Annotated in this window: 20 protein-coding genes; 3 read left to right on the forward strand and 17 right to left on the reverse strand. The window is 69.6% G+C overall.

All coding sequences use genetic code 11. The features are described 5' to 3' along the window. Window positions 1-3: 3 nt before the first annotated feature. Together AC07VX_RS04710 and AC07VX_RS04715 are read right to left on the reverse strand one after the other, a co-directional pair. Window positions 4-990 carry a GGDEF domain-containing protein gene (locus AC07VX_RS04710; protein WP_493162851.1) on the reverse strand — a complete coding sequence of 329 codons (987 nt, stop codon included), beginning with the start codon at window positions 988-990 and terminating at the stop codon, window positions 4-6. Between the two features lie 83 nt (window positions 991-1,073). Next, window positions 1,074-1,952: an amino acid ABC transporter substrate-binding protein gene (locus AC07VX_RS04715; RefSeq protein WP_493162850.1), complete on the reverse strand. Its 879-nt coding sequence runs from the start codon at window positions 1,950-1,952 to the stop codon at window positions 1,074-1,076. Between the two features lie 38 nt (window positions 1,953-1,990). On the opposite strand from AC07VX_RS04715, the gene AC07VX_RS04720 reads away from it, so the two are divergent. Beyond that, window positions 1,991-2,701 carry a hypothetical protein gene (locus AC07VX_RS04720; protein WP_493162849.1) on the forward strand — a complete coding sequence of 237 codons (711 nt, stop codon included), beginning with the start codon at window positions 1,991-1,993 and terminating at the stop codon, window positions 2,699-2,701. Here AC07VX_RS04720 and AC07VX_RS04725 read toward each other — a convergent pair. The 5 genes from AC07VX_RS04725 to trhO all read right to left on the reverse strand — a co-directional run bounded on the left by AC07VX_RS04725 (window position 2,673) and on the right by trhO (window position 7,802). Next, window positions 2,673-3,779: a GGDEF domain-containing protein gene (locus AC07VX_RS04725; RefSeq protein WP_493162848.1), complete on the reverse strand. Its 1,107-nt coding sequence runs from the start codon at window positions 3,777-3,779 to the stop codon at window positions 2,673-2,675. The two genes, AC07VX_RS04720 and AC07VX_RS04725, sit on opposite strands and share 29 nt — an antisense overlap. Continuing rightward, window positions 3,776-4,693, reverse strand: a complete 918-nt coding sequence (locus AC07VX_RS04730; RefSeq protein WP_493162846.1) for a pseudouridine synthase — start codon at window positions 4,691-4,693, stop codon at window positions 3,776-3,778. Before AC07VX_RS04730 ends, AC07VX_RS04725 begins: the two co-directional genes overlap by 4 nt. Window positions 4,694-4,696: 3 nt before the next feature. Continuing rightward, window positions 4,697-5,596, reverse strand: a complete 900-nt coding sequence (locus tag AC07VX_RS04735; RefSeq protein ID WP_493162845.1) for a TIGR02285 family protein — start codon at window positions 5,594-5,596, stop codon at window positions 4,697-4,699. Further along, window positions 5,597-6,898, reverse strand: a complete 1,302-nt coding sequence (locus AC07VX_RS04740; RefSeq protein WP_493162843.1) for a UDP-N-acetylglucosamine 1-carboxyvinyltransferase — start codon at window positions 6,896-6,898, stop codon at window positions 5,597-5,599. 106 nt (window positions 6,899-7,004) lie between these two features. After that, window positions 7,005-7,802, reverse strand: coding sequence for an oxygen-dependent tRNA uridine(34) hydroxylase TrhO (gene trhO / locus AC07VX_RS04745; RefSeq protein WP_493162841.1), 798 nt, complete (start codon window positions 7,800-7,802; stop codon window positions 7,005-7,007). Window positions 7,803-7,835: 33 nt separating this feature from the next. Between trhO and asd the strand changes: the two genes are divergently transcribed. Next, window positions 7,836-8,672, forward strand: a complete 837-nt coding sequence (asd, locus tag AC07VX_RS04750) for an archaetidylserine decarboxylase (RefSeq protein WP_493162839.1) — start codon at window positions 7,836-7,838, stop codon at window positions 8,670-8,672. On the opposite strand, the gene AC07VX_RS04755 is transcribed toward asd, so the two are convergent. The 10 genes from AC07VX_RS04755 to AC07VX_RS04800 all read right to left on the reverse strand — a co-directional run bounded on the left by AC07VX_RS04755 (window position 8,614) and on the right by AC07VX_RS04800 (window position 24,173). Further along, the gene (locus AC07VX_RS04755) at window positions 8,614-10,911 is read right to left on the reverse strand and encodes a putative bifunctional diguanylate cyclase/phosphodiesterase (RefSeq protein ID WP_493162837.1); all 2,298 of its coding nucleotides are present in this window, start codon (window positions 10,909-10,911) and stop codon (window positions 8,614-8,616) included. The two genes, asd and AC07VX_RS04755, sit on opposite strands and share 59 nt — an antisense overlap. Before the next feature lie 57 nt (window positions 10,912-10,968). Next, a complete protein-coding gene (locus AC07VX_RS04760; protein WP_493162836.1) occupies window positions 10,969-12,921 on the reverse strand; it encodes a sialate O-acetylesterase in 1,953 nt (650 codons plus the stop codon). Window positions 12,922-12,927: 6 nt separating this feature from the next. Further along, on the reverse strand, window positions 12,928-14,310 hold the full coding sequence (locus AC07VX_RS04765) for a glycoside hydrolase family 30 protein (protein ID WP_493162835.1): 1,383 nt from the start codon (window positions 14,308-14,310) through the stop codon (window positions 12,928-12,930). A gap of 9 nt (window positions 14,311-14,319) precedes the next feature. Beyond that, window positions 14,320-15,807: a tryptophan halogenase family protein gene (locus tag AC07VX_RS04770; protein ID WP_493162834.1), complete on the reverse strand. Its 1,488-nt coding sequence runs from the start codon at window positions 15,805-15,807 to the stop codon at window positions 14,320-14,322. Beyond that, entirely contained in the window at window positions 15,804-16,856 is a 1,053-nt protein-coding gene (locus AC07VX_RS04775; RefSeq protein WP_493162833.1) for an ABC transporter ATP-binding protein, read from the reverse strand. Before AC07VX_RS04775 ends, AC07VX_RS04770 begins: the two co-directional genes overlap by 4 nt. Beyond that, window positions 16,853-17,716 (reverse strand): carbohydrate ABC transporter permease, encoded by an 864-nt coding sequence (locus AC07VX_RS04780; RefSeq protein WP_493162832.1) that lies wholly within the window; start codon window positions 17,714-17,716, stop codon window positions 16,853-16,855. Before AC07VX_RS04780 ends, AC07VX_RS04775 begins: the two co-directional genes overlap by 4 nt. Further along, window positions 17,716-18,591: a carbohydrate ABC transporter permease gene (locus AC07VX_RS04785; RefSeq protein ID WP_493162831.1), complete on the reverse strand. Its 876-nt coding sequence runs from the start codon at window positions 18,589-18,591 to the stop codon at window positions 17,716-17,718. The genes AC07VX_RS04780 and AC07VX_RS04785 overlap by 1 nt, the downstream gene beginning before the upstream one ends. Window positions 18,592-18,594: 3 nt before the next feature. After that, window positions 18,595-19,824 (reverse strand): ABC transporter substrate-binding protein, encoded by a 1,230-nt coding sequence (locus tag AC07VX_RS04790; RefSeq protein WP_493162830.1) that lies wholly within the window; start codon window positions 19,822-19,824, stop codon window positions 18,595-18,597. A 132-nt stretch (window positions 19,825-19,956) separates the two neighbouring features. After that, complete coding sequence (locus AC07VX_RS04795) at window positions 19,957-21,312, reverse strand: GH1 family beta-glucosidase (protein ID WP_493162829.1); 1,356 nt, start codon at window positions 21,310-21,312, stop codon at window positions 19,957-19,959. 116 nt (window positions 21,313-21,428) lie between these two features. Then, entirely contained in the window at window positions 21,429-24,173 is a 2,745-nt protein-coding gene (locus AC07VX_RS04800; protein ID WP_493162828.1) for a TonB-dependent receptor, read from the reverse strand. 216 nt (window positions 24,174-24,389) lie between these two features. Here AC07VX_RS04800 and AC07VX_RS04805 point away from each other — a divergent pair, with 216 nt between their 5' ends. Next, window positions 24,390-26,324, forward strand: a complete 1,935-nt coding sequence (locus AC07VX_RS04805) for a glycoside hydrolase family 3 protein (RefSeq protein ID WP_493162826.1) — start codon at window positions 24,390-24,392, stop codon at window positions 26,322-26,324. Window positions 26,325-26,326 lie beyond the last annotated feature (2 nt).

Here is a 26,326-nt window from a genome sequence, read left to right on the forward strand (position 1 = left end):
GGTTCAGGCCGCCAGGCTGAGACGGTCCCGGCCGGCGTGCTTGGCGATGTAGAGCGCCTCGTCGGCGGCCTGCAGCAGCGCCTGGGCGCTCAGATAGGGATGCGCCGGGCTGGCCGCCGCGAGGCCCACGCTCAGCGTCAGACTGCCCTGCCCGTCGGGAAGGCGCAGTGCGCGCAGCTCGTCACGCAATGACTCCAGTACGCCCTGGGCCTCGGCCATGCCGAAGCCCGGCAGCAGGGCCACGAACTCCTCGCCCCCCAGGCGGGCAACGACGTCGGTGTCGCGCTTGAAGCGCTCGTTCAGCAGGCTGGCCACGCGCTGCAGCGCGGCGTCGCCGGCAGTCGTGCCGTGGACGAGGTTGAACTGCTTGAACTGGTCCAGGTCCAGCACGGCCACGGCCAGCAGGCCGCGCAGGCGCTGCGCGCGCTTGAATTCGCGGCGCAGGGCCTCGTCGAAGGCGCGCTGGTTGGCGATGCCGGTCAACGCGTCGGTGCGCGCCAGGCTGGCCAGTTCGCGCTGGTTGGCCTCCAACGCTGCATGGGCCTCCTGCAGCAGATGGCGCTGCTGGGCCAGCTCGCGCCGCAACTCGCGGGCATCCTGGTCCTGCTGCCACAGCGAGCCGCGGGCGCGCAGCATCGCGTGACCGATGCGGTCCAGCTCGGCGGTGAGGCCGGGCGCCGGCACGGCGGCCTCGGGCGTCAAGGGCACGGGCGCCGACTCCATGGCCTCGCAGCCTGCCGCCAGCCGGCGCAGCGGCCGCAGCAGCAGGGCCTCGATGAGCAGCAGCTGGGCGGCACTGACCAGCAGCACCAGCCAGGCGGTGCGGGCCAGGCCTTCCGGCATGGACTCGAAGCCCCCCAGGCTCCACTCGAAGACCGCGACGATGAAGGCCGTCAGCAGCGGCACCGCCAGCGTCAGCCGCAGCCGCAGCGAACCCAGCCGGCGCGGGCTGACATGGGTCATGGGTTCGGCGAGGGAATCGGTGCTCATCTGTGACGCGGACTGCGGCACAAATTGTCACGGCCTCGGCGCGCCCTGTGCGAGCCGTTGTCTCGGGGTTTGTCAGGGGTCGCTCAGTATGGGACTTGATCGGAGGGGTACTTCCAGAAGTCCTTGAGCAGGTAGTTCATGGGCAGGTTCAGTGCCGTGTTCCTGGGCGGAATGGGCCTCATGAACCAGCGCTCGTACAGCGCGTGCGCCTCGTGGCTGGCAACGAGGCGCTTCATCTCGTCGTCGACGATGGCCTTGAACTCGGCGTCGCCCTTGGGCAGCACGATGGACAGGGGCTCGATGGTCAGGAACTTGCCGACGACGCGGAACCTGGCGGCGTCCGGGCGGGCCGAGACGATGCCGTAGAGCAGCACGTCGTCCATGACGAAGCCGTCAGCCTGGCCCGCGGCCAGCATCTCCATCGCCTTGGCATGGTCGGGCGCCTCGATGATGCTGATGTGCAGGGCGCGTTCGTTGTTGGCCTGGGTGATGGATTTCAGCGGCGTCGTGCCCTTGGTGGACACCAGCGTCTTGCCCTCGAACTGCGCCAGCTCGGTAATGCCGCTGTCGGCCCTGACGAGGTAGCGCGCGCCAGTGATGTAGTGGGGCACGGTGAAGGCGACCTTCTCGCGGCGCTCGGCGTTGTTGGTCGTCGAGCCGCATTCCATGTCGGCCTTGCCATCGGCCACCATCTGGATGCGGTTGGCCGGCGTCACCAGCAGGAACTGCGGGCTCAGCGTGTTCATCTTGAGCTTCTTGCGCACGGCCTCGGCCAGCTTGAGGCACAGGTCCACCGCGTAGCCGACCGGGCGGCCGTCGGGCAGCAGATAGCTGAAGGGCACGGAGGACTCGCGGTGGGCCAGCACGATGCGGCCGCTGGACTGGATGCGCTCCAGCGCCGGGCCGGCATGGGCGGAGGCGGCGAGACCGAGGGCGAGCAGGAGGGGCGGCAGGGTTTTCATGGCCGAACCATTGTGATTCAGCCCCCTAGAGTCCGCCCATGCGAAGTTGGCGTTGGTTGATGCTTGCGGCCCTGGCTGGATCGGCTGCGGCCGACCCGGGGTACTACATCGTGACGCCCTATGACCAGGCCGGCCGCGTCGGTGCCGAGCTGCGCTACTGGACCGTGAAGGCGCCCGACGAGAAGGCCGTGCTGTGGCCGGAGCTGGGCCTGAGCTGGGGCGTCAACACGCGCTGGACGACGCGGCTGCTGGCGAGCTGGGAGGGCGAGACGCTGCGCGGGGCCAGGCTGGAAACCTGGAACTGGATCAACGAGGTCATGCTGACCCAGGGCGAGAAGCCTTATGACCTCGCCATTCACGCCCAGCTCGTGCGCAACCGCGAGGACCGCAGCAGCGCGCTGGAGTTGGGCCCCGTCTGGCAGACCGACCTGGGCGCCTTGAAGCTCAACGCCAGCGCCTTCTGGGAATACGACAGTGACAAGCACGACACGCGGCTCAAGCTGCAGTGGCGGGGTGTCTACCGCGTGGCGCCGGGCTGGCGCGTCGGCGTGGAGGGCTTCAGCGAGGTCGGGCAATGGAACGACTGGGCACCGCGGGCGCGCCAGTCCCACCGCGCCGGGCCGGCCCTGCTGGCCACGCTGTGGGACGAGGGCCCGGACACCGTGACGCTGAACGCGGCATACCTGTTCGGCAAGACCTACGGCCGCCGCGGCGACATGTTCACGATGCAGCTGCAGTGGCTGCACTGAGCTCGTCGCCGCCGTCGGCCACGGTGCGGTTGCGCCCGGCGCGCTTGGCCCCGTAGACGGCCCGGTCTGCTGCCGACAGCAGGTCCGCAAAGCTCGTCGCACCCGCCGGCAGCATGGCCAGGCCCACCGACAGCGTCGCGCCGACCGTACCGCCGTCCGGCGTCACGAAAGGCGCCTCCTGAACCATCAGCCGGATGCGCTCCGCCACCTCGCAGGCGCCGGCCAGGTCGGTGCGCGGCAGCAGCACGACGAACTCCTCGCCGCCGTAGCGTGCGGCCAGGTCGCCGGTGCGCAGGGAACGCAGGATTAGCCCGCCGACCTGGCGCAGCACCTCGTCGCCGGCGGGGTGGCCGTGGCGGTCGTTGATGGCCTTGAAGTGGTCGATGTCCAGGAACAGGCAGGCCAGCGGGTAGCGGTGGCGCACCGCCTGGCTGAACTCGATGAGGCTGCGGTGGTCGAAATAGCGGCGGTTGTGCACGCCGGTCAGGCCGTCGGTCATGCCGGCGCGGCGCAGGCGCTCGCGGTTGAGCATGCTCTCGATGGCGATGGCGGCGATGGCCGAGAGCCGGTCCAGGAACTTGGTGCCGGAGGCGGCGTCGTAGCGCTCGGGGTCGCGCGAACCCAGGTGCAGGCTGCCGATCAGCAGGCCCTGGCGGATCAGCGGCAGCAGCGCCGCCGAACGCACGCCGGACTCGGGCGCGAAGGCCAGGGCCAGCAGGGCTTCGTCGGGCCCGGGGCCGATGAGGCGGGTGGTGCGAGCGGCGCCGAACAGATCCTTCAGCGGGCCATGGCCGTCCAGCAACCTGGGCGCCTTGATCATGGGCAGGGCCGGCAGCGCGCGGCGCAACTCCTCGTCGGGGTCCAGCAGCCACAGCTCCGCCGCGTCCAGGCCGAAGTCGTCGCGGCAGTCGACGAGCAGCAGGTTGACCAGCTCCTCCATCGACGTCACTGCGATGAGGCGGCGCTCCAGCGCGTCGAAGCGATCCAGCTTGCGCTCGTTGGCCGTGGCGGCATCCAGCAGCGTCTGCAGCTGGCGGCGCAGTTCCTGGACTTGGGCTTGGGGGTCGGCGGCGGTCATGGCTGCGCGATTGTCGCGGCGCCGCGCCGGAAAGCGCGTGGCAGGCCCGTGACAGGATCGGTGAACGCGATCGCGCGGGCCACCAGCTGCAGTGGTGCGTCGAAGCGCGGCGGGTTCTCGTGCGGCTGCAGCAGCGGGTAGATGCGGTCACCCACCAGCGGCAGTCCCAGCGCGTTCATCTGGGCACGCAGCTGGTGGCGCAGGCCCGTGCGCGGGCGCAGCTCGTAGCGGGCCAGGCCCTGTTGCCGGCCTTGCAGGGCCTCCACGAGATCGATCCAGGTCTCGGCATTGGGCTCGCCGTCGACCACCTGCATCTGCATGAAGCCCTCGCCGCCGGGCTCTTCGAGGCGATGCCGCACCACGCGCGGCCATGGGCCGGCACCGAGCGGCGCGATGGCCTCGTAGACCTTGTCGACGGCGCGCTCGCGGAACAGGCGGTGGTAGGCGTCGCGCTCCGCGCGCCGGATGTTGAAGACGACGAGACCGGCCGTCTCGCGGTCCAGCCGGTGCACGGGGTTGAGATCCACGAGGCCGGTGGCGTGGCGCAGCCGCGCCATCAGCGTCTGCCGGGCGTAGATGCCGCTGGGCGTGACGGGCAGGAAATGGGGCTTGTCAGCGACGAGCAGGTGCTCATCCTGGAACACGATGCGGGCCTCGAACGGCACCTCGGGTTCGGCGTCGAGGTGGCGCCAGTAGTAGACCCGCCTGCCGCCGGCGTAGGGCGTCGCCGGCAGCGGGTGGCCGGCGTCGTCCACCACGTCGCCACGGGCGATGCGCTCGGCCCAGTCCGGCACCCGCGGCAGGCGCTCGTCGAGAAACGCCGTCAGCGTGGGCCAGGTGCCGGCGGGGCAGAACACCGCGCTGGCCGCAACGCCGTCGCGCAGCGGCAGGGCGGGCTTGGGCGGCCTCGCCACGCGCTACTCGATGCGCGGCCCGCCGCGGGCGCGCTCGTCCATGTAGGCGTTGAGCCGCTTCATGTCCAGGGGATCGGAGCGCTCGCCTCGCCATTCGCGTACCCAGGCCTCGCGGTTCGGATCGCGGGCCAGCTCGCGCACGGCGGCGTCGATGGCCTCGATGTGGCGCCGGCCCATGGCAGTACGGCTGCAGGAGACCGTGGCCAGCAACGTACTCAGGCCCTCGGCCATGGGCAGGGCGACCAGCGAACCTGGGTCACCCACGCGGCCGAGGTAGTCCTTGACGACGGAGGGGTACTCCAGCGTGTAGTCCATGCGGCCGGCCCGCAGCATGTCCAGCAGCTGGCTGCTGAGCTGGGCGCCGACGGCCATGCGCGGCACGGTGTGCTGCGACAGCAGGCTGTCGATCTGCGCACCGAAGGCGCGGTCGCGCGCCACCAGCAGGCGCAGCTCGGGGCGCTTGAGCAGGTCGGCCAGCAGCAGGCGGCCATCCTGGGGGCGACCCTGGGAGAGCCGGTCCATCAGGTCGCGCCTGACGATGACGTGGATCTCGCGCGAGATCAGCGGCGGATACAGGTGGGAGAACCAGGCCCACTGCAGCCGCTCGGGCGTGCGCACGTGCATGGTGGAGCACAGCGTCTGCCCGCGACGGCTCTCCGTCTCGTAGCGGGCCGTGCTGGCCTCGACGAACTCGTGTCGGTAGCCCGGCATGCGCGCCAGCAGCACGCGCATGAAGCCGTCCACCTCGCCATGGCCCAGCTCGGCAACGGAGCGCGGCGGACGGCCCTGCACGAAGCTGAAGTGGGGCGGCACGTCCTGCGCCACCCAGCGGATGGTGTCAGCGGGCGGTGCGGCCTGGGCGGCCGAAGCCACCAGGCATGCAGCCGCAAGCCAGCGCAGCACTTAATCGCCTTCCACCCACTCCATGCGCGCCCCCAGCTCGCCGATGTGCTCGACGAAGTTCGGATGGGCGCGGCGGATGGGCGTCGCGTTCCTGATCACGCTCTTGCCGGGGATGCTGGCCGCCACCATCAGCAGCGCGATGGCGACGCGGATGATGTAGGGGCTCTCGACCTCAGCCGGCGAGAGCGGCTTGCCGCCGAAGGTAATCATGCGGTGCGGGTCGCTGAGGAAGGCGTGGGCGCCGAACTTGGCCAGCTCGCTGGTCCAGCCCATGGCGCCGTCGTAGACCTTGTTCCAGAACATCACGCTGCCCTCGGCCTTGACGCCCAGCGCCACGAAGATAGGCAGCAGGTCCACCGGCACATAGGGCCAGGGCGCGGCCTCGACCTTCTGCAGGATGGTGCGCGTGAAGGGCTCCTTGACCTTGAGCGGGCCGCTCGTCACGCAGCGGCTCCAGCCGTCTTCGTGCACGATCTGCACGCCGAACTTGGCGAAGGTGCGGTCCAGCAGCGGGAACATTTCCGGCGCGCTGTTCTTCACGCGCACGTCGCCACCGGTGATGGCGCCCAGCGCCAGGAAGGTGACGATCTCGTGGAAGTCTTCGGTGAAGGTGTAGTCGGCGCCGCCGAGCTCCTGCACACCGGTGATCTTCAGCTTGGACGTGCCGTGGCCTTCGATCTTCGCGCCCAGCAGCGACATGAAGTTGCAGAACTCCTGCACATGGGGCTCGCTGGCGGCATTGGTCAGCGTCGAGACGCCATCGGCCAGCGCCGCGCACAGCACGAAGTTCTCGGTCGTCGTGACGGAGGCGTAGTCGGTCCAGTGGGCGTTGGCCGTGAGGGGCCGGTGCACGCGCAGGATGAGGCCGTCGGGCAGGCGCTCGACCTGGGCACCGAAGCGCTCGAAGACCTCGACGTGCGGGTCGATCTCGCGCGCGCCCAGCGTGCAGCCCTTGACGTCGTCCTCGATGCGGGCCGCGCCGAAGCGCGCCATCAGCCCCGGCACCAGCATGATGGAGGAGCGCATCTCCTCCGGCAGGCGGTCGGTGTTGGGGTCGAAATGGGTGTGCTCGTGGTGCACGTCGAGGATGCCGGTCTTGAAGTCCAGCTCGACCTTGGAGCCGAGCTTGCGGAAGACCTCGACGATCTTCTTCACGTCGGTGATCTCGGGCACGCCACGCAGGCGCACCGGCTGCCGGGTCAGCAGCGTCGAGCAGAGGATGGGCAGGACGGCGTTCTTGTTGGCCGAGGGGACGATGCGGCCGGAGAGGGGCGTGCCGCCGTGGACGATCAGATGGGACATCGAGTGAGGGATTTCGGTGCGCGCAAGCGGCGCGCGGGGGGATTGTCGGCGTTTGCGGCGCGGCAGATGCGCGGCCGTCCGGAAGCTTTGTTCCGGTCTGTGGGAATCAATCCTCCGCGCCCGGGTCCAGCCGACGGGCGCGCACCAGGCGCCAGGCGTCGGCCGGATCGCTGAACACGGCCTCGGCCGTCGTGCCGGTCTCGCGGGCCCGGGCGTCGATGGCGATGCGCTTGTCGAAGACATAGCACTCGCCCTGCCAGTCGCGCGCCGCGTCGGGGAAGGCTTCGAGGAAGTTCAGGATGCCGCCGTCGAGCTGGGCGACCTTCAGCCCCAGGGCCTGCATCCAGGCCGCCGTCTTCTCGCAGCGGATGCCGCCGGTGCAGTACATGGCGACCGTCTTGCCCTGCCACTCGTCGCGGTGGGCCTGGACGTAGGCCGGAAAGTCGCGGAAATGGGCCACGCCGGGGTCGACCGCACCGCGGAAGCGCCCGAGCTTGAACTCGAAGCCGTTGCGGTTGTCGAGGACCACGGTGCCGGGGTCGTCCAGCAGCTCGCGCCAGCGCTGGGGGCTGACGTGCGTGTCGGTCGCATCGCCTCGAACACCCGGCACGCCGAAGGCGACGATCTCGCGCTTGACGCTGACCTTGAAGCGGCTGAAGGGGCGGCGCTCGCAGGCGTTGTGCTTGAAATGCAGCGCCGCGAGACCGGGGCTCGACTGCAGCTCGCGCTCGAAGGTCTGCACCGCCTCGGCCTCGCCGGCAATGGCCGCGCTGATGCCCTCCTCTGCCACGAGCACGACGCCGCCCAGGCCCAGTTCGGCACCGCGTCGGCGCAGGCTTTCGGCCAGGCCGGCGGGGTCCGGCATCGGGGTAAAACGGTAGAAGGAGCTGTGCACGATGGACATCGAGGCGAATTGTCGACTCTTACACTGAAGCCCATGTCCGATCGCCTCAAAGTCCTGCCCCAATACCTGATGCCCAAGCTGGCCATGACGCGCCTGGCCGGGCACTACGCCTCCAAGCCGCTGGGCGGGCTGACGACCTCGACGATCCGCCGCTTTGTCGCCCGCTACGGCGTCAACATGGCCGAGGCGGCCGACCCCGACATCACCGCCTACGAGACCTTCAACGACTTCTTCACCCGTGCGCTCAAGCCAGGCGCGCGGCCGCTGGCCAGCGCGCCGCTGATCTGCCCCGTGGACGGCGCAATCAGCCAGGTGGGCCGCATCCAGGGCGACCAGGTCTACCAGGCCAAGGGCCAGACCTTCTCGACGGTGGCGCTGGTGGGCGGCGATGCCGGACTTGCGGCGCGCTTCCAGGACGGCCTGTTTGCCAACCTCTACCTCAGCCCCAAGGACTACCACCGCATCCACATGCCGGCCGCCGGCCGGCTGGTGCGCATGGTGCATGTGCCGGGCGAGCTGTTCTCGGTGAACCCGACGACGGCGCGCGGCGTGCCGGGGCTGTTCGCGCGCAACGAGCGCGTCGTCTGCGTGTTCGACGACGACGCGCTGGGCCGCTGGGTGCTGGTGCTGGTGGGCGCCACCATCGTCGGCAGCATGGCCACCACCTGGCACGGCCTCATCAAGCGCAGCGGCCCGGTGCGCGAATGGGACTACGCGCCCGGCCAGGTCACGCTGGCCCAGGGCGACGAGATGGGCCGCTTCCTGCTCGGCTCCACCGTCGTCATGCTGTTCGAGAAGAGCGGCCTGCAGTTCAACCCGGCGTGGCAGCCGGGAGGCTCGATCCGGATGGGTGAGCTGATGGCACGCTGAGCAGGGCGCCGGCGGCGTCGGCCGGCAGGGGCTTCGAGAGCAGCCAGCCCTGCAGATGCGTGCAGCCCAGGCGCTCGACCTCGGCCGCCTGCACCTCGGTCTCCACACCTTCCGCGACGATGGTCAGGCCCAGCGCCTCGGCCAGCACGCAGGCGGCACGCACGACCGCACCGGCCGACGGCTCGGGCAGGGGCTCGACCATGCTGCGGTCGAGCTTGAGCGTGGTGATGGGCAGGCGGCGCAGCAGCGTCAACGAGCTCTGGCCAGTACCGAAATCGTCGAAGGCCACGCCGACGCCGGCCTCACGCAGCCGCGCGAGCTGGGGTAACACGCGGTCCATGTGCGTCATCGCGGCGGTCTCGGTGATCTCGACCTCGATCAGGGCCGGCGTCACGCCGTGAGCCTGCACCAGGGCCAGCACCCAGTCGGCAAAGCCCGCATCCTCGAACTGCAGCGGAGACACGTTGACGGCCACGGGCAGCGGCACCAGGCCCTGCTGCTGCCAAAGGCGCAGCTGCTGGGTGGCCTGGCGCAGGATCAGCGCGCCCAGCGGCACGATCTGGCCGGTGCGCTCGGCCGCGGGGATGAAGTCAGCCGGGCTGACGCGACCGCGGCCCGGCCGCTGCCAGCGCACCAGGGCCTCGAAGCCGGCCAGGCGCCGCGTGCCGGATGCGAACTTGGGCTGGTAGTCGAGCTGGAACTCCCCACGCTCGATGGCCGCGGCCAGGGCCTGCTCGATCTCCAGCAGGCCGCCCGCCGCCGCAGCCATGCCTGACTGGAACGCGACGACGGCGGCCCCGGCCATCTGCTTGGCCTGATGCATCGCCACGTCGGCGGCGCGAAGCAGGGCCGCGCCATCCAGCCCATGGGCCGGGAAGCGCGCCATGCCCACCGACAGATGCACGTAGAGCGCCCGGTGGCCCACCGCGAAGGGCGCGTTCATCAGCGCGAGCAGGCGCTGGCCGGCCAGCTGCGCGGCGTCGTCGTCGGCCACGCCGGGCAGCAGCAGCAGGAACTGGTCCTCGCCCAGCCGGGCCACCAGGGCGTCGGGCGTCTGGGCCTCACGCAGCCGGGCGGCGATGGCCTGCAGCAGCGCGTCGCCGGTCTCGTGGCCCAGGCTCTCGTTGACGAGCTGGAAGCGATCCACGTCGGCCGACAGCAGCACAAAACCGGGTGCACCCGGCACCGTCATCGCGGCCAGGCGATCCAGGGCCGCATGGCGGTTGGGCAGGTCGGTCAGCTCATCGTGCAGCGCCTGACGGCGCAGGGCCTCGGTGGCACGCTGGCGCTCGGTGTCGTCCAGCATCAGCACGAGCAGGGCCGGTTGGCCCTCCCATTCGATGTAGCTGGACGTGCCCCGCAGGTAAACGGTGCTGCCATCGCGCCGGTAGCGCTCGCCCTCCCAGGTGACATGTCCGGCGCGTTGCTGGATCAGCCGCGCATAGCGCACCCGCGAGGCATCGAGATCGGCGGGCGGGATCAGCAGCTCGACCGGGAGGACGCCCTCGACGCGATCGAAGCCGAACATGGCCAGCGCCGCCGGGTTGGCATAGACAGCATGACCGTCGCGCAGCACGACGAGGCCCTGCATCGACTGCTCATACAGCTGGCGCAGCCGCGCGTTCACGAGTTGGGTTTCGTGATGGGCCCGGCGCACCGACAGCAGGATGAGGGCCATGGCCAGCACGGCCTGCACATAGGTGCCGAGGATGTGGGTGACGGAGGAGCGGGCCAGCGGGTCCAGCAGCGGACCGCTGAGGTGGACCAGGCCCGAGGCGGCGAAGCAGCCAGCCACGAAACGCTCGCCACGCGCGCCGCCGTGCCACAGCCACGCCGCCGCCAGCCAGGCGCCGCCGGTCAGGATCAGGGCCGCCACGATGACGGCATAACGCTGCTGCAGCAGAGCTAACGCCAGGATGAGCCCGAGCAGCGCCACGAACCAGGGCGCGTTGCGCCGCCAGCGCCAGGCCCGGCCGCGGTAACGCGCCGCGCCGGCCAGCTGCAGGGCCAGCGACGCGATGATGGCCGCCGTCGCCGCCGTCGCCTGGGCCTTGTAGCGCGCGGATTCCACGTCCGTCGGCGCCAGCGCCACACCCAGCGTCAGCCCGACTGCCAGCAGCACATGGCTCCAGCCCCAGTCGCTGATGTGGGGGTGGCCGGGCTCCAGCCTGGACAGCACCAGCAGCGCCACGCCCAGCAGGGCGATCAAGCTGGTGCTGATCAGCAGAGACCCGGTCATCGCCCCATCCTAGCCAGGATGGGCCGCTCGGCGCCTCCTCAGCCGGACGGGCAGTCGTCAGAACTCAGGACGAATCTCACGCGTGACCAGCGGCCAGCGGTCGTTGCGCCAGGGCGTCGCCGGCAGGCCGGCGCCATCGACGAGATTGGCCTCCAGCGGCGTATCGCCCCAGGCATAGCGCAGCGCCGAGGGCTTGGCGACCTCGTCGCTCCAGACGCGCACGCGGTCGCGCCCGACGATTTCTGCGCGCGCTGGAACGAAGCGCCGATCGGTGCCCGCGACGGCGAAGCCCAGCAGCGGGCCGCCGCCGCGCGTGGCGAGGCCGCTGGCGACGTCGGCGAACCTCAGCTCGAAGCTGCCGTCAGCAAGGCGGCGGCTTGCCTTCAACGTGGGGCCTTTGTAGGGCAGGGCTTCGCCGTAGACCTGGGCCAGCGCGACGCGGGCCAGGCGCTCGCCGACGGTTCGCTTGTCGCGCGGATGGATGTCGTCGGCGTCGCCCACGTCGATGCTGACGGCCATGCCGGTGGCGGGCAGCTTCAGCGTCTGGCGCTGGGCATCGCGCAGCTCGGCGAAGGCGCTGCCTTCGGGCAGCGGCGGGCGGGGGCCGTAGGACGAGAGCTGCACGAAGTAAAAGGGCAGCGGGGCCTGCTGACCTTGCTCGCGCCACTGCGCGCGCCAGTCCTCGATCAGCCGCGGGAAGGCCTGGGCGTAGCGCGCGGCGCGCGGCGCGTTCGTCTCGCCCTGGTACCAGATCACACCCCTGGCCGCGAAGGGCGTGAAAGGGCGGACCATGCCGTTGAAGAGCAGGCTGGGCAGGTCGTTGGGGCCGGGCTCGGCGACGGGCTGGATGGCCTCGACACGGGCCTGCCAGCGGCCGGCCAGGGGCCTCGGTCCCGCGGTGGTCTCCAGGCGCAGGTTGGCGGCCTGGCCATGAAGGCCGCCGTCGCCGCCGGTGTCGGTCACGCGCACGGAGACAAGGTTGTCGCCGGTGCGCAGCAGGCCAGCGGACAGCGTGTAGGCGCGCGGCGTCTCCCAGCCGCAGGTCTTGCCGACGGGCTGGCCGTTGACGAAGGTCTCGTCGCAGTCGTCGACAGGGCCGAGGTGAAGCGTCGCGGCGCCTGCAGCTTCGGCCGCCGTCAGCGTGACGTGGCGGCGCAGCCAGACCTGGCCGTCCAGGCCCGGCAGGCCCTGACGCTCCCAGACCCCGGGCGTGTTCAGCGTGGGCCAGCGGCTGTCGTCCAGTGCCGGGTCGGCGCCGGCCACGACCTCCGGCGCCGTGCGCTGGAAGGCCAGCACGCGCGCCAGCATCTGGGCCTGGCGGCGCTGCACGAAGGCGGCCGCGTCGGGCGGCATCGCGCGCATCGTGTCGGCCAGCTCGCGGTCGGCGGCGTTGGCGCGCGGGCTGGTCCAGGTCTCGACGTGGGTGCCGCCCCAGCTGAGGTTGAGGATGCCGATGGGCACCTTCACATCCGCCTGCACGCGGCGCGCGAAGTGCCAGGCCACGGCGCTGAAGTCGCCGGCGACAGCCGGGCCGGCGACGTCCCAGCGCAGCGACGGCGCATCCTTCAGCGGCTGCAGGCTGACGCGATGCGGCATCTTGGCGTGGCGGATCAGCGGATGATCGCCGGCCGCGGCGATCTCTGCGGCGGCACCGCTCGAGTCGGCCAGGCGCCACTCCATGTTGGATTGCCCGGCGGCGATCCAGACGTCGCCGATCAGCACGTCATCCGCCGTGCGCTGCTCGCTGCCCGCGCTGACCTGCAACCGGTGCGGCCCGCCGGCCTTCAACGGCGCCAGCGTGGCCTGCCAGCGGCCGTCGCGGCCCGCCTGCGCAGTGGCCCTGCGGCCGGCCAGTTGCACGGCCACGCGCTGGCCCGGCTCGGCATGGCCCCAGACACGCAGCGGTGCCTCGCGCTGCAGCACCATGTGGTCGGCAAACACACCGGCGAGTTCGAGGGCCTGGGCGGAGCCGCAAGCGGCGATGACGGTGCTGAGCAGCAAGGCGCGCATGGAGGCTTACCAGGTGAAAGTCACGACGCCACTCGCCGGCAGCTCGTAGTTGAAACGCTGGCCGGGAGCCTGCACCGTAAAGCGGCGCGCCTGGGGCGCTGAGTTGGCGACGATCAGCACCGCGCTGCCATCGGGGTTGCTGAAGGCCACATGGTCCAGGCCCTCACGGCCGCCCTCGGAATCCACCCGTCGAGCGCCCTGGAGCACGAAGCGGCTGGCGTGGCCGAAGGCGTAGTACTCGATGTTGCGCTTGACCTGGCCGGTCTTGGGGTCGATGGTGACGACGCCGCGGCAGTCCCTGCAGCCACCCAGGTGCGGGCCGTAGGCCGGGTCCAGCGCCAGGTTCCACATCAGCACGCCGCGCGCACCGTGGCGGGTGCTGCCGATGATGAGGTTGCGCGTGATCCAGGGCAGGGTCTCGGCCCACTGCGGCTTCCATTCGCCGCCGGAGCATTCGGTGAACCAGACGTCCAGTTCCGGGAACTGCCGCGCCACCTGCGACTGGGCCGACACGTCGCCCGCGTAGCAGTGCCAGGCCACGCCGGACACGAACTTGCGCGCTGTCGCGTCGGACAGCATGGACAGCGGACTCCAGGGCTCGTCCCAGTTGTGGTCCCACTCCAGGATCTGGGTCTTCATGCCCCTGGCCTGCAGCAGCGGGCCGAGATGCCGGCCCACGACCTCGGCGCGAGTGCGCGGCGGCATGCGCATGCCGGGGTAGTCCGGCGGCTCGAAGTGGGGCTCGTTCTGCAGCGTCAACGCGAAGATGGGCACGCCTTCAGCCTTCATCTCCTCGACGTAGCGCACCATGTAGTTAGCGAAGGCGCCGTAGAACTCGGGCCTCAGCTGGCCCTGCACGAGGCTGTCGGTCGTCTTCATCCAGCCCGGCGCGCTCCAGGGCGAGGCCATGACCTGCAGCCTCGGGTTGAGCGCCAGGGCCTGCTTGACGGCGGGGATGACGTCGTTGCGCTCGGACGCCAGCGAGAAGTGCTTGAGCTCGGGGTCGGTCTGGCCCGGAGGCATGTCGTCCAGGCTGTAGTGGCTGCGGGAGAAATCCGAGGCGCCGATGGTGAGGCGCGTCAGCTCGAAGCCGACGCCGCCGTTCTCGCGCGTGAACATCTCGCGCATCAACGCGTCGCGCTGGGGCTGGCTCATGCCGTGGCGGATCAGCCAGGCCGAGCCCTCGGTGATGGCGGCGCCGAAGCCGGCCATGTGCTGGTACTGGCGCTTGGGGTCGATGCGGATGACGTCACCCGCCTTGGCTGCCTTGTCGACGGTGCTGGGCGCCAGCAGTTGCTGCTGGTCGGCCGTGGTCAGAAAGGCCCGCACAGGCGCAGCGTTAGCAATGCCGGCGAGCGCGGCCGTCAGGGTCAGAAGCAGTGTCTTCATGGTCTCTGGCTAAGAAGCCGCGCAGTGGGCGGCGATGAAATCGGCGTGGGCAGGCATCACGTCCACGCAGCGGCGCACGACGCGATGCACGTCGTCGATGAATTGCTGGGCTTGCTCTCGTGGGCGCGATTCGGCCAGCGGGTGGTGACCGCGCGGCACCAGGCCCTGGCCGATCAGCACCTGCAGCCAGCTCGGCTCGGAGAACAGCTCCTGGCCCTGGCGGAACAGCCGGCCGTGGCTGGCGAAGAGGTCCATGCGGGCCTGCAGCGACTCGGGCACAGCCATGGCGCGGCAGTGGCGCCAGAAGGGCGAGTCGCCGCGGCGCGTCAGCTTGTAGTGCAGGATGATGAAGTCGCGCACCGAGGCCATCTCGGCGGCGGTCTGGCGGTTGTATTCGGCGATGTCGGCAGCATCCAGCCCGCCACTCGGGAAGAGGTCGATCAGCCGCAGCACCGCACTCTGGATCAGGTGGATGCTGGTGGACTCCAGCGGCTCCAGGAAGCCGCTGGCGAGGCCGATGGCGACGCAGTTGCCCACCCAGACCTGCTGGCGGCGGCCGGTTCGGAACCTGATGAGGCGAGGTTCGGCCAACGGTTCCGCGTCGAGGTTGCGCAGCAGCGTCTCGCGCGCGGCGGCCTCGCCGGTGAAGGCGCTGGCGAACACATGGCCGTTGCCGGTGCGGTGCTGCAGCGGGATGCGCCACTGCCAGCCGGCGTCGCGCGCCGTGGCTCGCGTGCAGGGCAGCAGCGGGCCGTGGGAGACCGTCGGCACGGCCCAGGCACGGTCACAGGGCAGCCAGTTGCTCCATTCCTCGAAGGGCACACCCAGGGTCTGGCCGATCAGCAGGGCATGCAGGCCGGAGCAGTCGATGAAGAAGTCGCCTTCGACGGCCGGGCCGCCGTCCAGGTGCAGGCGGCGGATGCCGGCATCGTCGCGCTCCACACGGGCGATGCGCCCCTCGATGCGGCACACGCCGGCCACCTCGGCCTTGCGGCGCAGCAAGGCGGCGTAGCGGGACGCGTCGAAGTGGAAGGCGTAGGCGATGTCGGCCAGCGGCGAGCCGGCCATGTCGGGCCGCGGACGCATGAAGCGGCCGGCCAGCGCCGCCTGGTTGTTGATGGAGAACTCGGCCAGCGGCACATCGGAACCCAGGCGCAGCCAGTGCTGGTGAAAGGGCAGTTCATCGAGCGGCCGGCCGACGTCGCCGAAGGCATGCATGTAGCGCTCTCCCGGAGCGCCCCAGTCGACGAACTCGATGCCCAGCTTGAAGGTGCCGCCGGTCTCGCGCAGGAATTCGTCCTCGTCCAGGCCGATGCGCGCATTGAAGCCGCGGATGGGCGGGATGGTGGCCTCGCCGACGCCGACGATGCCGATGTCGTCGGACTCGACGAGGGTGATCTGCCAGCCGCCCTGCCCCAGCCGCGCCGCCAGTGCCGCCGCGCACATCCAACCGGCGCTGCCGCCGCCCACGATGACGATGCGGCGCAGCTCGGTCACAGCCGCTGCTCGGTACCGGCGTCGAAGACGTTCAGGGCCGTCTCGTCGATGTCGAAGGCCAGCTCCTCGCCCGCCGCGATGCGGCGGCCGTCGTGCACGAGGACGGCGAAGCCCTGCTCGCCCAGCTTCATCCAGACGACCTGGTGGTTGCCCATGGGCTCGACGAGCTGCACCGTCGCGCGCCAGCGGCCGTCGGACTGCAGGCGCACATGCTCGGGGCGGATGCCGAGCACCAGGCTCTGGCCCGGCTTCACACGGCCCTCGGCCAGTTGCAGCGGCAGCAAGCCTTGCAGCGAGCGGCCGTCGGCGCCGACCTGGGCCGGCACGAAGTTGATGGCCGGCGCGCCGAGAAAGCCGGCGACGAAGAGGTTGGCAGGCGTCTCGTAGACCTCGGCCGGCGTGCCGATCTGCTGGATGACGCCGCTCTTCATGACGACGATGCGCGAAGCCAGGGTCATGGCCTCGACCTGGTCGTGCGTCACGTAGATCATGGTGTTGCCCAGGTTCTGGTGCAGCAGCTTGAGTTCGCGGCGCAGCTCGGCGCGCAGCTTGGCGTCGAGGTTGGACAGGGGCTCGTCGAACAGGAAGACGCCGGCCTCGCGCACCAGCGCGCGACCGATGGCCACGCGCTGGCGCTGGCCGCCGGAGAGCTGGGCCGGCTTGCGGTTCAGCAGCGACGTCAGTTGCAGCATCTCGGCCGCGCGGTTGACCCGCTTCTCGATCTCGGCCTTGGGCACGCCAGCCACGCGCGGGCCGAAGCTCATGTTGCGCTCCACCGTCATGGTCGGATACAGCGCATAGCTCTGGAACACCATGCCGATGCCGCGCTCCGAGGGTTCGGCATCGGTCATGTCGGTGCCGCCGATGTGGATGCTGCCGCCGCTGACGTCGATGAGGCCGGCGATGCTGTGCAGCAGCGTGGACTTGCCGCAGCCCGAGGGGCCGAGCAAAACAAGGAATTCGCCCTCGTGGACCTGCAGGTCCAGGCCCTTGATGACTTCGTTGGCGCCGAACTTGATGCTCAGGCCCTGGATGTTCACGCCACTCACTTGACGGCTCCCGCTGCAATGCCGCGGACGAACCAGCGGCCGGAAATCAGATAGACCAACAGGGGCACGGCAGACGTCAGGATCGTCGCGGCCATGTTGAGGTTGTAGAGACGCTCGCCGGTCGTCGTGTTGATGACGTTGTTCAGCTGCACCGTCATCGGCAGGCTCTCGCGGCCGGCGAAGGTCAGGCCCAGGATGTAGTCATTCCACACGCCGGTGATCTGCATGATGGCCGCGACGATCAGCATGGGCGTGCTCATCGGCAGCACCAGCTGGATGAAGATGCGCCAGAAGCCGCCGCCGTCCACGCGCGCCGCCTTGAAGAGCTCGCTCGGCAGGCCCGCGTAGTAGTTGCGGAACAGCAGCGTCATGATGGGCATGGCGAACACCAGGTGCACGACGACGATGCCAGGGAGGCTGCTGTAGATGCCGATGGCCGCTTCCAGCTTGACGAGCGGATAGATCATCACCTGGATGGGGATGAAGGCGCCCAGCATCAGCACGCCGAACAGCCACTGGCTGCCCTTGGGCTTCCACCACGAGAGCGCGTAGCCGTTGATGGCGCCCAGCAGGATGGGCAGCACGACGGAGGGCACGGCGATGGTCACCGAGTTCCAGAAGCCGCCGCGCACGCCCTCGCAGCTGACGCCGGTGCAGGCCTCGCTCCAGGCGGCGCGCCAGGCATCGAAGGTGATGCTGGACGGCAGCGCGAAGATCTGGCCAAGACGGATCTCGTCCATGCTCTTGAACGAGGTCGTCAGCATCACGTACAGCGGCAGCAGGAAGAAGGCCGCGGCGAAGACCAGGAAGGCGTAGACGCCCACCCGCGCCCAGGCGGCGGTTTGCTTGCGCTTGCTCATCAGTGGCCTCCCTGCGTCTTCTGGCGGCTGCGGGCATAGGCCAGCGGCGCGACGAGGGCCAGCACGGTGATCAGCAGCATCACGGCGCCCGCGGAGGCCAGGGCCAGGTTGGCGCGACCGAACAGGTGGTCCATGATGAATTTCGCCGGCACATCGCTGGCCGTGCCGGGGCCGCCCTGGGTCATGGCGACGACGGTGTCGAAGACCTTGACGACGCCGGTGGCCAGCAGCGTGAAGACCGTCGCCAGCGTCGGGCCCATCATGGGCAGCACGACGGAGAGATAGACGCGCCAGGTCGGGATGCCGTCCAGTCTTGCCGCCTTCCAGATTTCTTCATCAATGCCGCGCAGGCCGGCCAGCATCAGCGCCATGACGAGCCCTGCACCTTGCCACGTCCCGGCGATGACAACGGTGTAGATCACCATGTCCTGGTCCACGATCCAGTCGAACGTGAAGTCCTTCCAGCCCATCTGCTGCACGGCGTTTTGCAGACCGCTGTCGGGATTGAGCACCCATTGCCAGACCAGGCCCGTGGCGACGAAGGACATCGCGTAGGGGTAGAGAAAGGCCGTGCGCAGCACGCCCTCGCCGCGCACCTTCTGGTCGATGAAGACGGCCAGCAGGAAGCCCAGCAGCATGGCCGCCACGATGTAGAGCACGCCGTAGATGGCGAGGTTGTGGATGGCGAGCTGCCAGCGCTCGTTGTCCAGCAGGCGCTCGAACTGCTGCAGCCCGACGAAGTCGTCCTTGGGGAAGGTGCGCGACGTGGACATGGACGTGCGCAGCGTCCACAGCACGGTGCCGACATAGCCGACGAGAACGATGACGGCCAGGGGCAGCAGCGCACCCCAGGCCGCGAGACCGCGACGTTTCATGGCTCAGTTCCTCAGAGCCGACACGATGTCTTTCTGGACCTTCTCGACCGGGATGTTGCGGTTCCAGTAGCCGGTCAGCACATCCTGCAGCGCGCCGTTCTGGTCGGGCGTGATGTAGATCTCGCCGTTGGCCAGGTGGCGCGACTTGTCCTTCATCGCCGCCACGCCCATCTGGGCGCAGAGGTCCATCTTGGAAACGTCCACGTCGGTGCGGATGGGGATGGAACCCTTCTTGATGCTGAAGGCCACCTGCGTGGCAGGCTGGGTGATGACGCTGGCCAGCAGCTGCTGGGCCTTGATCTGGTCGGGCTTGTCGGTCTTGGGGAAGACCATCACGTCGCCCTGGATGATGTAGGGCGCGGTGGGGCCAAAGCCGGGCGCGCATCCGTAGTCCTTGCCGGCCTCCTGCTTGGCCTGGGCAAACTCGCCCTTGGCCCAGTCGCCCATGATCTGCACGCCGGCACGGCCGCTGATCAGCATGGCGGTGGCGTCGTTCCAGTTGCGCCCCGGCGAGCCCTTGTCGGTGTAGCTCTGCAGGCGCTTGAAGGCCAGCAGCACCTTCTTGAACTCCTCGCCCTGGATGGCCTTGGGGTCGCGGTCGCGGAAGATCTTGAGATACAGGTCACGGCCGCCGAAGTGAGCCAGCGTGGCGGTGAAGACGATGCCGTCCTGCCAGGGCTGGCCGCCGTGGGCCAGGGGCACGAGGCCGGCGGCCTTGAGCTTGTCCAGCGCCGCGAAGAGCTCGTCGAAGCTCTTGGGCTCCTCCGCGATGCCGGCCTTCTTGAAGGCCGCCTTGGAGAACCAGAACCAGCTCATGTTGTGGATGTTGACGGGCGCGGCGTAGTAGTGGCCCTTGACCTTGATGGCCTGCAGCACGGCCTCGGGAAGGAACTTGTCCCAGCCGTCGCGCTGGGCGACCGCGTCGACGTTGTTCAGATAGCCCTGGTCGACGATGTCGCGGAACTGCTGGGTGGTGTTGAACTGCGCGGCCGTGGGCGGGTTGCCGCCCGCGATGCGGTTGATGGCCACCGAGCGGGCCTGCTCGCCCAGGGCGACGGCCGTGTCCACCCACAGGCCACCCTGGGCCTTGTAGGCCTCGGCCAGGGTCTTGGCGGCGGCGGATTCACCGCCCGAGGTCCACCAGTGGATGACCTCGGCCTTCAGCGGCTGGGCGTTGGAAGCGGTTGCAGCCAGCAGCGCAACCAGGGCCAGGGCGTGGCGGGGGAAATTCATCTTGTCTCCGGATCTTGTGGGGCGGCGAGCGCAGTGTGCCCCGGCGCGTCTCGGCGCGCCTGAGGGAGGACCCTGTAATATTTCATTTAGAAACCGCCTGTACTACTGCACGACCGGCTTCTGTGGCGTTAATTATTTGTTCAGAAATTGGCCATACCAGAGGCCGCTGTCCTTCAGGATGCGCTTCTGGGTCGCGTAGTCGACATAGGCCAGGCCGAAGCGGCGCAGGTACCCCTCGGCCCACTCGAAGTTGTCCAGCAGGCTCCAGGCGAAGTAGCCCTTGACGGGCACGCCGGCGTCCACGGCCTGCTTCAGGGCGGCCAGGTGGCGCTGCAGATAGGACAGGCGCTCCTTGTCGTGCACGCGGCCCTCGGGCGTCAGCACGTCCTCGAAGGTGGAGCCGTTCTCGGTGAGCTGGATGACGGCGGGGTTGTAGTCGCGCTGCACGCGGGTCAGCAGGTCCACCAGGCCCTGCGGCGACACCTCCCAGCCGAAGCCGGTGCGCTCGACGCCTTCCTTCTCGACCAGGCTGGCGCGCATGGGGCCGCCCTGCTCGTCGTGCCTGACCATCTCGGGGAAGTAGTAGTTCACGCCGAGGAAATCGGTCGGTGTGGCGATGGCTTCCAGGTCGCCCGGCAGGATCTTGGGCGCCGCGTCGCCGACCAGCGCCAGCGTGTCCGCCGGGTAACCGCGGCCGAACAGCGGGTCCAGGAACCAGCGGTTGCGCAGGCCGTCGTGGCGCTTCAGCGCCGCCTGGTCTTCGGCGCTGTCGGAAGCGGCGGTGATGGGGTGCAGGCTCAGCGTGATGCCGATGTCGGCACCGGCCACGTTCCGGCGGATCACGGGAATGGCCTGCCCATGGGAGAGCAGCACGTGGTGGCTGGCCTGCAGCGCGTCGGCGAAGCTGCTGCCACCGGGCGCATGGATGTTCTCCCAGTAACCCATCATGCAGGAGCACCAGGGTTCGTTGTGGGTGATCCAGTGCTTGACGCGGTCGCCCAGGCGGCGGGTGACGATGTCGGTGTATTCCACGAAGGCGGCCACGGTGTCGCGCGACAGCCAGCCGCCCCGCTCCTGCAGGGTCTGGGGCAGGTCCCAGTGGTAGAGGGTGCACCAGGGGTCCAGGCCGCGCTCCAGCATGGCGTCCACCAGGCGGTCATAGAAGGCCAGGCCGGCTTCGTTCACGGCGCCGCGCCCAAGACTCCCATTGGGCATGATGCGCGGCCAGGCGATGGAGAAGCGGTAGGCGTTGACGCCCAGCGACTTCGCCATGTCCAGGTCCTGCGGGTACAGGTGGTAGTGATCGCAGGCCACCAGGCCATTGCTGCCGTCGCGGATGCGGCCGGGCTCGCTGCAGAAGCGGTCCCAGATGGACTCGCCCTTGCCGTCCTCGCGGCCGGCGCCTTCGATCTGGAACGAGGAGGTGGACACGCCCCAGCGGAAGTCGGCGGGGAAATCTTGGCGGGTCGGGGCGTTGTGGGAGCTCATGCTTCGGATGTAGGGGCGCCGGCCACAGGAGCCGGCGCGGGTTCAGGTCACCAGGGAATCAATTCAGGCCTTCAATGGGCGTCGAACAAGCCGCTGGGCTTGTTCTCGGTCCCATCTCAGAACTTGTAGGTGCCGCCCAGCAGGTACTGGCGGCCGTAGGACGTGTAGCGCTCGGGCAGCGTCGCGTTGGGGTCGGCAGACCCGGTCGAGACACCCACCCGCGTGCGGTAGGGGCGGTCGCGCAGGTTGTTGACCTGCAGCGTCAGCGACAGGCCCTTGAAGGCGCCGGATTCGAAGGCATAGCCGACCTGGGCGTCGATGATGGTTTCACCCGAGATCATGCTGGGCACGTTCTCGCCGAAGGTGCCCCGCACCGTCGTCACGAAGGGCGAACGGTGGCGGCTGCCGACGCGGGCCGACACGCCATCGCGCTCGTAGTAGACGGTGAAGTTGGTCGCCTTGCCCGACAGGCCATCCAGCGGCTTGGCTACGTCATTGCCCTCGTGCAGCGAGCTGCGCGTGTCGGAATAGCTCACCGTCACGCCGATGCCGTCCAGCGCCGGGCTGAGCAGGCCACCATCCAGCGAGCCGCTCAGCTCGGTGCCGGCGATCATGCCGCCCTTGCCGTTGGACTGCGTGCTCAGCGTGCCGATGTTGCTGTAGGGCGTGAAGGCCGTCGGGTTGGGGAAGCCGGTGAAGTCGTAGTTGATGGACTGCGAGTAGACGAAGTTCTTGATGTTCTTGTGGAAGGCCGCCGCCGCCACATAGCTGCGCTTGCTGAAGTAGTGCTCGACGGACAGGTCCACCGCGTCGGCGCGCCAGGGCTCCAGCTTGGGGTTGCCGCCGTTGGCCGACCACAGGTGCGGCTCGGTCGTGCTGACGCCGATGCCCGAGAAGCCGGCACGCATGTCCTCCATGTTGGGCCGCGCCAGCACCTTGGCCAGGCCGAAGCGCACGATGGTGTTGGCCGTCACGTCGGCTGCTATGTTCAGGCTGGGCAGGGTGTCGGTGTAGCTGGTGCCGCCGGTGGCAGGCTCGGTCGCGTTGGTCTTGCCGTTCCAGAACAGGCCGTTGCTCCACTGCTTGGCATGCACCACGCGCAGGCCCAGGCTGCCGTGGATGGGCACGCCCCATTCCCACTCGAAGCCCAGCTTGGCATGCGCCGCCGTGACCTTCTCGTGCACCGACCAGATGCGGCCCGGAGCCTGGTCGGCCGAGGTCGGCACGACGTCATAGAGGCTCAGCGCGGCGGGCAGGTCGAAATTGACCATGCGGATGTTGCTGCCGGCAAAGCTCAGGTCGGTCGGCTCGCGCAGCAGGCTCGACGGAACCAGCATGGCCGCACGGTTGTTCTTGAGGTTGTAGTTCACCTCGGTGCGGTTCATGTCCTTGTCGCGCTCGGAGTAGTCCAGCCCCGCCTCGAAGCTGCTGAGCCAGCTCTCGAACGTGCGGCCGGCGGTGAGCTTCAAGGCCTTGATCTGGTCGCGCACCTTGGGGAACTGGCTGCGGCCGTCGCGGCCCCAGCCGGCGGGGTCGCGCAAGTAGACGTTCTTGGGGTCGGAGAAATCGAAGCTCGGCTGGAAGGTGGAGCGGCCGTCGCCGGTGGCGATGGTCGTCTGACCCAGGCTGACGCGGTTCAGCGAACCCGCCTCCAGCTCGGCGTTCTGCTCGTCGCGCTTGGCCTTGGACCAGCTCAGGTCGCCCACCAGCTTCCAGTCGGCCAGCTTCAGCTCGTTGTTCCAGCCGATGGCGCGGATGTCGTCCTGGCGCTTGTTGTAGGTCGTCAGCGCAACGGGCGTGGTGTTGTTGACGATGCCGCTGGTGACGACCTTGTCGCCGTTGACGTTGGTCGTCTGCGCGTTGCTCCAGGTGGCACCCGACCAGGTCGACATGTCCGACATCACCGTGCGGCGCGCCTCGGTCTGGTCGAACTTGGAGTAGTAGAGATCCAGCGTGCTGTGAAAGCCGGCGTTCGGCTTGTACTCCAGCACGCCCATCAGGCCGTCGCGCTTCTGGCGCGACGAAGCCGCACCCAGCTCGAAGCCCTGCAGCGCCACGGCGTCCGTCGGCACGCCGGGCAGCGGCGCGCCCCAGTTGTTGGTGTTGGCCCACCACCAGCTCTTGTAATGCTTCTCCTGGTTGGGCGAATCGAGGTGGGCGAAGCCCACGGCCGCGCCCCAGGTGCGGTCGGCCGACTGCGTCACATAGGAGGCGCTCAGGCGGTTGCCCGTGCCCGAGATCTCGGGGTTCAGCGAACCGTTTGAATTGCGCTCCATGCGCACGCCGACGACGGCCTGCGTCTTGGCGAAGTCCAGCGGCCGCAGCGTCTTCATGTTGACGGTGCCCGACAGGCCCTGCGCCGCGAGGCTGGCGTCGGGCGTCTTGTAGACGGTGGCGGCGTTGATCAGCTCGGAGGGGAACTGGTCGTACTCCACCGAGCGGTTGTCGCCGGTGGAGACGATCTCGCGGCCGTTCAGCAGCGTCACGCCGTAGCGCGGCGCCATGCCGCGGATGCTGATGACCGACGAGCGGCCGGCCACACGCTGGGCAGTCAGGCCGGGCAGGCGCGAGATGGCGTCGGCGATGGACACGTCGGGCAGCTTGCCGATGTCCTCGGCCGAGACGGACTCGACGATGGCATCGGCATTGCGCTTGGTGCTGATCGACGATTCCAGGCTGGCACGGAAGCCCGTGACCGTCACGGTGTCGAGCTTCTGCTCCGCGGCCGGTGCGGCCTGGGCACTGGCGAGCAGCGGCGCGCTCAGCAGGCCGGCACAGACGGCCGCGACCGGCGTGAGACGTCGGCGGGAAGGAATGGACGCGAGGGCGCGCTCTGCGGCGCGCAGCTGGTGGGTGGTCATTTGTCGTCTCCTGGTTCGATCTTGTTCGCTGCTTGGGAGGCCGCCCTGCCGCACAACCCCGCTTGCCTGGCGAGCGGGGCGTGTTGCAAAATGGAACCGGTTCCAAACGCGACGCAAATCTAATGCGGCACAGTTGGGGCTGTCAATCTCGTCGGCCCGAGGGTTGACGTTTTTTTGCTTCACTCACTACCTTCGCGCCCCCAACAGAAGATGACGATGACGCGCAAACCGACTTCCCTCCTGCTCGCTGGCGCCCTGCTGCTGGCGACCGCCGCCGGCGCCACCGGAACCGATGCCATCGTGCAGGCCTGGCCGGCCCGCAAGCCCCAACGCGACGCCGCGCTGGAAGCCCGCGTGGACACCGCACTCAAGGGCCTGAGCCTGCGCCAGAAGATCGGCCAGATGGTGCAGCCCGAGATCCGCGCCATCACGCCGGACGAGGTGCGCGAGTACGCCATCGGCACGGTGCTGAACGGCGGCGGCGGCTGGCCGGGGCAGGACCGCGCGGCCACGCCGGCACAGTGGCGCGAGCTGTCGGAGAAATTCCAGGCCGCGGCCCTGCAGGCCACGCCCGGCATCCCGCTGATCTGGGGCACGGATGCCGTCCACGGCCACAACAACGTGCGCGGCGCCACCCTCTTCCCGCACAACATCGCGCTGGGCGCCACGCGCGACGCCGACCTCGTGCGCGACATCGGCCGCGCCACCGCCCGCGCCATCCGCGCCTCGGGCCTGCACTGGGCCTTCGCCCCCACGCTGGCCGTCGTGCAGGACGTGCGTTGGGGCCGCACCTACGAGAGCTTCGGCGTGGACCCGAGCCTGGTTCGCAAGCTCGGCCAGGCGTCCGTCGAAGGCCTGCAGGAGGGCCTGAAGGACGGCCGCGGCGTGCTGGCCACGGCCAAGCACTACATCGGCGACGGCGGCACCCGCCGCGGCATCGACCAGGGCGTCACGCAAGCCTCGCCAACGGACCTCGCCAACGTCCACGGCGCCGGCTACCTCGGCGCGCTGGACGCCGGCGTGCTGACCGTCATGGCCTCCTTCAGCAGCTGGACCGACAGTGCGGGCTATGTCGAGCACGGCAAGATGCACGGCAACAAGACGCTGCTGGACGGCCTGCTGAAGCAGCGCCTGGCCTTCGACGGTCTCGTCGTCAGCGACTGGGACGGCGTGGGCCAGTTGCCCGGCTGCCGCAACGACGACTGTCCCGCAGCCATTAATGCCGGCATCGACATCGTCATGGTGCCCTTCCACTGGAAGGCCTTCTTCAACAACACGCTGCGCGACGTCGAGCAGGGCAGGATTCCGATGGCCCGCATCGACGACGCGGTGCGTCGCATCCTGCGCGTGAAGTTCAGCATGTCGGTGCCGACCCCGGTGCCCGCCACCGTCGAGGCGATGCAGGCGCCCGAGCTGGCGCGCCGCGCGGTGCGCGAGTCGCTGGTGCTGCTGAAGAACAAGCCGGGGCTGCTGCCGTTGAAAGCCACGTCGCGCCTGCTCGTTGTCGGCGCTGCAGCCGACAGCCTGGCCCACCAGAGCGGCGGCTGGAGCGTGACCTGGCAGGGCCGCGACACGAGCAACGTCGACTACCCCCAGGGCACGACGCTGCTGGCCGCGCTGCGCCGGCGCCTGGGCGCGGCCAACGTCAGCTTCGACGCCGACGGCAGCAGGAGCGACCCGAAGCAGTTCGACGCCGTCATCGCCGTGCTGGCCGAGACGCCCTATGCCGAGGGCGAGGGCGATGTGCGCATCACCGAGAACCTGCGCCACAGCCGCCGCCACCCCAAGGATGCCGAGGTGCTGCAGCGCATCACCGGCCGCGGCACGCCGGTCGTCACGCTGCTGTACTCCGGCCGGCCGCTGTACGTTAACGACCTCGCCAACAAGAGCGATGCCTTCGTCGCCGCCTGGCAGCCGGGCACCGAAGGCGCGGGCCTCACCGACGTGCTCGTCGCACCGGCCGACGGCAGGGCCTGGCCGGGCTTCACCGGCCGCCTGTCCTTCCCCTGGCCCTCCGGCCCCTGCCAGTTCAGCGCCCATGAGGCCAGGCCCTGGTGGCCGGTCGGCGGCGGCATGAGCGGCAAGGAGACCCAGGTAAACACCAAGCCCCTGCCCGAGCCGGCCGCCCCGCAACCCATCTGTCCCTTGTGATT

The sequence above is a fragment of the Roseateles sp. GW821-FHT03B02 genome (genome assembly GCF_059421025.1).

Coding starts and splice junctions, on each gene's coding strand:
- AC07VX_RS04795 (WP_493162829.1), bottom strand. CDS start 21,312: ATGAGCTCCCACAACGCCCCGACCCGCCAAGATTTCCCCGCCGACTTC.
- AC07VX_RS04760 (WP_493162836.1), bottom strand. CDS start 12,921: ATGCGCGCCTTGCTGCTCAGCACCGTCATCGCCGCTTGCGGCTCCGCC.
- AC07VX_RS04805 (WP_493162826.1), top strand. CDS start 24,390: ATGACGCGCAAACCGACTTCCCTCCTGCTCGCTGGCGCCCTGCTGCTG.
- AC07VX_RS04715 (WP_493162850.1), bottom strand. CDS start 1,952: ATGAAAACCCTGCCGCCCCTCCTGCTCGCCCTCGGTCTCGCCGCCTCC.
- AC07VX_RS04780 (WP_493162832.1), bottom strand. CDS start 17,716: ATGAGCAAGCGCAAGCAAACCGCCGCCTGGGCGCGGGTGGGCGTCTAC.
- AC07VX_RS04785 (WP_493162831.1), bottom strand. CDS start 18,591: ATGAAACGTCGCGGTCTCGCGGCCTGGGGTGCGCTGCTGCCCCTGGCC.
- AC07VX_RS04755 (WP_493162837.1), bottom strand. CDS start 10,911: ATGACCGGGTCTCTGCTGATCAGCACCAGCTTGATCGCCCTGCTGGGC.
- asd (WP_493162839.1), top strand. CDS start 7,836: ATGTCCGATCGCCTCAAAGTCCTGCCCCAATACCTGATGCCCAAGCTG.
- AC07VX_RS04765 (WP_493162835.1), bottom strand. CDS start 14,310: ATGAAGACACTGCTTCTGACCCTGACGGCCGCGCTCGCCGGCATTGCT.
- trhO (WP_493162841.1), bottom strand. CDS start 7,802: ATGTCCATCGTGCACAGCTCCTTCTACCGTTTTACCCCGATGCCGGAC.
- AC07VX_RS04720 (WP_493162849.1), top strand. CDS start 1,991: ATGCGAAGTTGGCGTTGGTTGATGCTTGCGGCCCTGGCTGGATCGGCT.
- AC07VX_RS04710 (WP_493162851.1), bottom strand. CDS start 990: ATGAGCACCGATTCCCTCGCCGAACCCATGACCCATGTCAGCCCGCGC.
- AC07VX_RS04790 (WP_493162830.1), bottom strand. CDS start 19,824: ATGAATTTCCCCCGCCACGCCCTGGCCCTGGTTGCGCTGCTGGCTGCA.
- AC07VX_RS04800 (WP_493162828.1), bottom strand. CDS start 24,173: ATGACCACCCACCAGCTGCGCGCCGCAGAGCGCGCCCTCGCGTCCATT.
- AC07VX_RS04725 (WP_493162848.1), bottom strand. CDS start 3,779: ATGACCGCCGCCGACCCCCAAGCCCAAGTCCAGGAACTGCGCCGCCAG.
- AC07VX_RS04740 (WP_493162843.1), bottom strand. CDS start 6,898: ATGTCCCATCTGATCGTCCACGGCGGCACGCCCCTCTCCGGCCGCATC.